This window comes from bacterium (assembly GCA_030654305.1).
GTDB lineage: Bacteria > Krumholzibacteriota > Krumholzibacteriia > LZORAL124-64-63 > LZORAL124-64-63 > PNOJ01.
This window is the reverse complement of record JAURXS010000534.1, coordinates 1-5824: the sequence shown is the minus strand read 5'-3', so window position 1 is coordinate 5824 and position 5824 is coordinate 1. Positions and strand designations below refer to the sequence as shown.

Annotated in this window: 5 protein-coding genes; all 5 read right to left on the bottom strand. The window is 71.8% G+C overall.

Going from position 1 to position 5824, the window contains the following annotated elements; translation table 11 throughout:
- Positions 1-647 (bottom strand): cbb3-type cytochrome c oxidase N-terminal domain-containing protein (locus Q7W29_14950; protein ID MDO9173119.1); only part of this gene is annotated, 647 nt, incomplete at its 3' end.
- Positions 644-844, bottom strand: a complete 201-nt coding sequence (locus tag Q7W29_14945; GenBank protein MDO9173118.1) for a hypothetical protein — start codon at positions 842-844, stop codon at positions 644-646. The genes Q7W29_14945 and Q7W29_14950, both read right to left, overlap by 4 nt.
- Positions 841-3207, bottom strand: a complete 2367-nt coding sequence (ccoN, locus tag Q7W29_14940) for a cytochrome-c oxidase, cbb3-type subunit I (protein ID MDO9173117.1) — start codon at positions 3205-3207, stop codon at positions 841-843. Before ccoN ends, Q7W29_14945 begins: the two co-directional genes overlap by 4 nt.
- Positions 3208-3246: 39 nt before the next feature.
- The gene (gene ccoS / locus Q7W29_14935) at positions 3247-3426 is read right to left on the bottom strand and encodes a cbb3-type cytochrome oxidase assembly protein CcoS (protein MDO9173116.1); all 180 of its coding nucleotides are present in this window, start codon (positions 3424-3426) and stop codon (positions 3247-3249) included.
- Positions 3414-5824, bottom strand: a 2411-nt coding sequence (locus Q7W29_14930; protein ID MDO9173115.1) for a heavy metal translocating P-type ATPase metal-binding domain-containing protein, incomplete at its 5' end; no start/stop codon positions are given. The genes ccoS and Q7W29_14930, both read right to left, overlap by 13 nt.

Genomic DNA, 5824 nt, shown 5'->3' with positions numbered 1-5824 from the left:
GCTGCCGCGGGCGCGGCGGACGGCGGCGCCACGGTGGTCGGCGACGCCACGGTGGTCGGCGACGCCTTGGCGGCCGCGGGGGCCGCCGCGGCCTCGGGCACTCCCTCGGGCGCCTTGCCCGGCACCTCGGTGCCCTTGATCGTCAGCACGTAGGCCACGACCTTCTGGACGCGCGTCGGACCGAGCTGGCGGCCCCAGGCGGCCATGCCCTTGCTCGGCACGCCGTCGGTGACGGTCTTGTGGATGTCCAGCGGGCGGCCGCCGTGGATCCAGAAGCCGTCGGTCAGGTTCGGGCCCACCAGGCCCTGGCCGCGGTCGGCGTGGCAGACCACGCAGTAGGTCGCGTAGAGCTGGCGGCCCTCCTCCACCTGGGCGGGGATGGCGGCCATCAGGGCCAGGCTCTCGTCGGTGAGCCCCTGCTTGGCCATGCGGGCCAGCTGCTCCTCGCTGGCCTTGACCATCTCCTTGTCGTACCGGGCGCCCGGCAGGTCGACGATCGAGAAGGTGTGGAACACCAGCCAGTAGCCGACCGCGAAGACGATCGACCCGTAGAGGATGAACAGCCACCAGTTGGGCAGCTTGTTGTCGTACTCCTCGATGCCGTCGTACACGTGGCCGCGCAGTTCGTCGGGCTTGTGCTCGCTCATGTCCGCACGACTCCTTCCTCGGCCGCGCCCGTCGCCCCGTCGTCCAGGGGGAGCGCCGCCATCCGCTCGAGCTCGCGGTCGCGGCGCAGCACGACCGTCACGTAGAGGATCACCATCAGGAACGCCGCGACGAAGATGCCCAGGCCCACCAGCGGCCAGGCCAGCAGCGGGTTGTCCCGGAAGAACCACTCGCTCATCGCGCCACCTCCCGCGCGGCCACCGCGGCCGGGGCCGGCGCCACGGGCTGCGGGCCGCGGCCCAGGCGCTGCAGGTAGGCGATCAGGGCGACCAGCTCGCTGTCGGGAGCGATCGTGACGCCTTGGGTGGCCAGGTCGGCGACGACCAGCCCCCCCTGGTCGCGGGCGGTCGCCGAGGCGCCGGCGATCTGCGCCTCGTCGTAGGGGACGCCCAGCTTGCGCAGGACCCGCATCTTGCCCGCGGTGGCCCCCAGGTCGACCCGGTGCGTCTTGAGGTACGGGTACGGCGGCATGTTCGAGCCCGGCGAGGTCGAGCGCGGGTCGGTCATGTGCAGGTAGTGCCAGACGTTGGCGTACTTGCCGCCCTCGCGGTGCAGGTCGGGGCCGGTGCGCTTGGAGCCCCACTGGAAGGGCGTGTCGTAGATGAACTCGGCGGCCCGGCTGTACTCGCCGTAGCGCAGGGTCTCGTGGCGGAAGGGGCGGACCATCTGGCTGTGGCAGACGTAGCAGCCCTCGCGCACGTAGATGTCCCGGCCCTCGAGCTCCAGCGGGCTGTAGGGCATCTGGACGAAGACGTACTCGCCCTTCGCCGCCCAGACCGAATCGGCGTGCGCGACCTGGGCCGGCACGTCCTTCTTGGCGACGACCAGCGGCACGAGCTCCACCAGGCCGCCCACGAGGATCGCCACCAGCACCAGCACCGAGAAGGCCAGCGAGTGCCCCTCGATCAGGTCGTGCCAGCTGCGGCGCGACTTCTCCATGCCGATGGAGAGGGCGCCCGCGATCACCAGCACGCCGAAACCGGCCAGCGCGATGGCGCTGCCGAGGGTGCTGGAGAAGAACAGGATCAGCGACAGCACGATCACGGCCAGCGAGTAGAGCACCGGCGCGCCGCGCATCAGCGCCCAGAAGCCGGGGCCGCCGCGCTCGTAGCCCTGGACCTCGATCTCGACAGTCGTCCGGCGGCCGCTGCGGATCGTCGCCCAGAGGTTGCCGACCATCAGCAGGGCGCCGGCGAAGTAGGCCAGGCCGCCGATCAGGCGCATCTGGTACATGAACCGCGAGGCGAGCAGGCCCTCGATGAAGTCCGGGTACTTGAGGAAGCCCTCGGCGTCCAGCGCGCGCCAGAACAGGCCCTGGCTGACGCCGGAGATCCACATCGCGACGACGTAGAGCAGGATGCCGAAGGTCGCGATCCAGAAGTGGACCTCGGCCAGGCGCACCGACTTGAGCTGCGTGCCCCAGAGGCGCGGCACCATCCAGTACAGCATGCCGAAGGCCATGAAGCCGTTCCAGCCCAGGGCGCCGCCGTGGACGTGGCCGATGATCCAGTCGGTGTAGTGGCCCAGGGCGCTGACGCTCTTGATCGACAGCAGCGGCCCCTCGAAGGTGCTCATGCCGTAGAAGGTCACCGCGACGATGAAGAACTTGATGACCGGGTCGGTGCGCAGCTTGTCCCAGGCGCCGCGCAGGGTCAGCAGGCCGTTGAGCATACCGCCCCAGCTCGGGGCCCACAGCATGACGCTGAAGATCATGCCCATCGTCTGCGCCCAGTCCGGCAGCGCGGTGTACAGCAGGTGGTGCGGTCCGGCCCAGATGTAGATGAAGATCAGCGACCAGAAGTGCACGATCGACAGCCGGTACGAGTAGACCGGCCGGCCGGCGGCTTTGGGCAGGAAGTAGTACATGATGCCCAGGATCGGGGTGGTCAGGAAGAAGGCCACGGCGTTGTGGCCGTACCACCACTGCACCAGGGCGTCCTGCACCCCGGTGAAGATCGAGTAGGAATGGGTCGCGCTCGTCGGCAACTGCAGGTTGTTGACGATGTAGAGCACGGCGATGGTGATGATCGTCGAAATATAGAACCAGATCGCCACGTACAGGTTGCGCTCGTTGCGCCGGGCCAGCGTCCAGAAGAAGTTCACCCCGAAGGCGACCCAGACCAGCACGACCAGCAGGTCCAGCGGCCAGATCAGCTCCGCGTACTCCTTGCCCTGGGTCAGGCCGAGCGGGTAGGTGACCGCCGCCCCCACGATGACCGCCTGCCAGCCCCAGAAGTGGACCCAGCTCAGCAGGTCCGAGGCCAGGCGGGTCTTCAGCAGGCGCTGGGTGCTGTAGTAGACGCCCGCGAACATCATGTTGCCGACGAAGGCGAAGATGACCGCGTTGGTGTGCAGCGGGCGCAGACGGCCGTACGTCGTCCACGGCAGGCCGAGGTTGGCCTGCCAGAACGACAGCTGGGTGGCGACCAGGACGCCGACCAGCAGCCCGACGGCGCCCCAGATGATGGTCGCGAGCGAGAATGCGCGGACGACGTCGTCGTCGTACACCACGCGCTTGGTGACGGGAGTCGTGGCTTGCATGAGTCGCGGAGCCTCCTCTCCTTGGGTGGACGAGCCCGCTCAGGGCTCCTGCGTCTTCGCTTCCGGGTCGGGATCGCCCTGCGGGTCGTCGGCCAGCGGCAGCAGCGACAGGCGGTCCCCGTGGTCGAAGTCGCCCGCGCGCTGGCGGACGAAGAACAGCACCAGCCCGCCGACGACCAGCAGCAGGCTGACGAAAACGGTGATCATCAGGACGTCCACGGGGACCTCCCCGCACCGAGGCGCGCGGCGGTCGCCGCGACCACCGTCACGGAACTGACGGGCATCAGGACCGCGGCCACCACCGGGGTGACCGCCCCGGACAGGCAGAGCCCGACCGCGATCAGGTTGTAGACGCCGGCGAACACGAGGTTGCCGCGCTGCACGGCGCGCAGGCGGCGGGCGGCGTCCAGCGAGCGGCGGACGGCGGCGATGCCGTCGCCCAGGTAGTAGAAGTCGGCCTTGTGCGGCAGCACGGCGCGGTCGACGGCCGGGGTGGCCGCCGTCCAGGCGGCGTCGAAGCTGGGGCTGTCGTTCAGGCCGTCGCCGATCATCAGGGTGTCGCGGTCGTCCAGCTCGCGCACGGCGTCGGCCTTCGCCTGCGGGGACAACCCGCCGCGGGCCCGTCCGGCCGCCAGGCCGAGGGCGGCCGCCGCCGACCGGACGCGCGCGGGCGCGTCGCCGCTCAGCAGGTGGACCTCGTAGCCCGCGGCCTGCAGCCGCGCCACCTCGGCCACGGCGTCGGGCTTCATCTCCTCGACCAGCGTCAGCGACGCCAGTGGCGCGCCGTCGCGGCTGAAGACGCTGCGCCCGGCGTAGGTATCGATGTTTCCGGCCGCCGGCAGGGCGAACGCCGGTCGGCCGAAGCGCCAGACGGCGCCGTCGCGCTCCCAGGACAGTCCCTCGCCGGGGACCTCGCGCACGTCGTCGGCCGCGGGGTCGAGCCGGGCGGCGCCTTCGCCGGGGGCGGCGGCGTCGCTCAGCGACAGGGCCGCCGCGACGCAGCGGCTCACCGGATGGCCGCTGCGGCCGGTCATGTTCCACAGCACGCGACGCTCGGCCGCCGGCAGCGCCAGCAGCTCGCGGCGTGACTCGTCGGCCAGCGCGAGCAGGCCGCGGGTCAGCGTGCCCGTCTTGTCGAAGAGGATCTTGCGCACGCGCAGCGCCTTCTCCAGGTAGCTGTTGCGGCGCAGCAGCACGCCGTGCCGGCGCAGCCCGACGTGCACCAGCTCGCGCGCCAGCGGCACGGCCAGCCCCAGCGCGCACGGGCAGGTGACCACCAGCACCGAGACCGCCACCGCCACCGCCCGCTGCAGCCCCGCGCCGAGCCAGGCCGCGAACCCCGTCGCGGCCAGCAGGAGCACGACCCCGACGTACACCGTGGCGATGCGGTGCCAGGCGTCGCGGGGCGCGTCGGCGTCGTCCCCGCGCGCGTCGTCCAGGCGCAGCAGGTCGTGCAGCCGCGAGTCGGAGAAGTCCTCCACGGCGGCCAGCCGGAAGCCCGTCTCGCCGGCGTTGAAGGCGCCGGCGGGCACGCGCTCGCCGGGGCGGCGGACCTGCGCGTCGGACTCGCCGGTGATCCAGTCCAGCGAGACCAGGACCTCGCGGTGCAGGGGCACGCCCGCGACGGGCACCAGGTCGCCGGGCGCGACCCAGATCTCGTCGCCGGTGCGCAGATCGGAGGCGGACACGGCCTGCAGCCGGCCGTCGACGAGGCGGCGCGCGTAGAGGTCGGCGATGCCGCCGGACGCCAGCAGCGAGTTGCGGTTGCGCTCGAGCACCCACTCCTGCAGCCAGCGTCCCACGAGCATCAGGGCCACGAAGATGGTGACGGTGTCGAAGTAGGCGTTCTCGGGACCCGCGGTCAGGTAGGCGTGGACCGAACCGCCCCAGCTCAGGAGCATCCCCAGCGCGATGGGCAGGTCCAGGTGCACCACGCGGCGGCGCAGGCCCCGCCACGCGGCGGCGAAGAAAGGCCAGCCGCCCACCCCGACCGCGACGGTGCACAGCGCGAGGCTCAGGCGACCGAACATGACGTAGGCCGGCCCCTGCTCGCCGGGCGCGAGCCCGAAGTAGTAGCTGAGGCTGAACATCATGACGTTCATGGCCGCGGCCGCGGCGACGGCCAGGCGCACCAGGATCCCCCGCGACCGCGGCGTCGGCTTGGCGTGCGCCGGGCCGAAGCGGTAGCCGAACGCCTCGGCCTCGGCCAGGTAGTCCCGCAGCGAACCGAGGCGCGTGTCCCAGACCAGCTCGACGGTGCCCAGGGCCGGGTTGATGCGCAGGTCGCGACCGGCGGCCCGCCGCGCGAAGAGCTGTTCGAGCAGCCAGACGCAGGCGGCGCAGTGCACGCCCTGCAGGTCCAGGCGCAACCGCACCACGCCCTCGCCCACGCGGTGGGCGGGATCCTCGAGCTGCAGGTCCAGCCAGGCGAAGTTGTCGGGACGGAGTTGCGGCGACGGAGCGGATTCGCCGCGGCGCAGCTCGTAGTAGCGGTCGAGGCCGGCGCCGTGGATCAGGCCGTGGACGACGCGGCAGCCGGCGCAGCAGAAGGGGCCGTCCTGTTCGCGGTGGTCGGGGCCGAGATCGAGCCCGCAGTGCACGCACGTCCGCGGCAGCC

Bases quoted from the DNA above. Each gene is read 5' to 3' on its own strand.
- Q7W29_14945 (MDO9173118.1), bottom strand. From the start codon at position 844: ATGAGCGAGTGGTTCTTCCGGGACAACCCGCTGCTGGCCTGGCCGCTG.
- ccoN (MDO9173117.1), bottom strand. From the start codon at position 3,207: ATGCAAGCCACGACTCCCGTCACCAAGCGCGTGGTGTACGACGACGAC.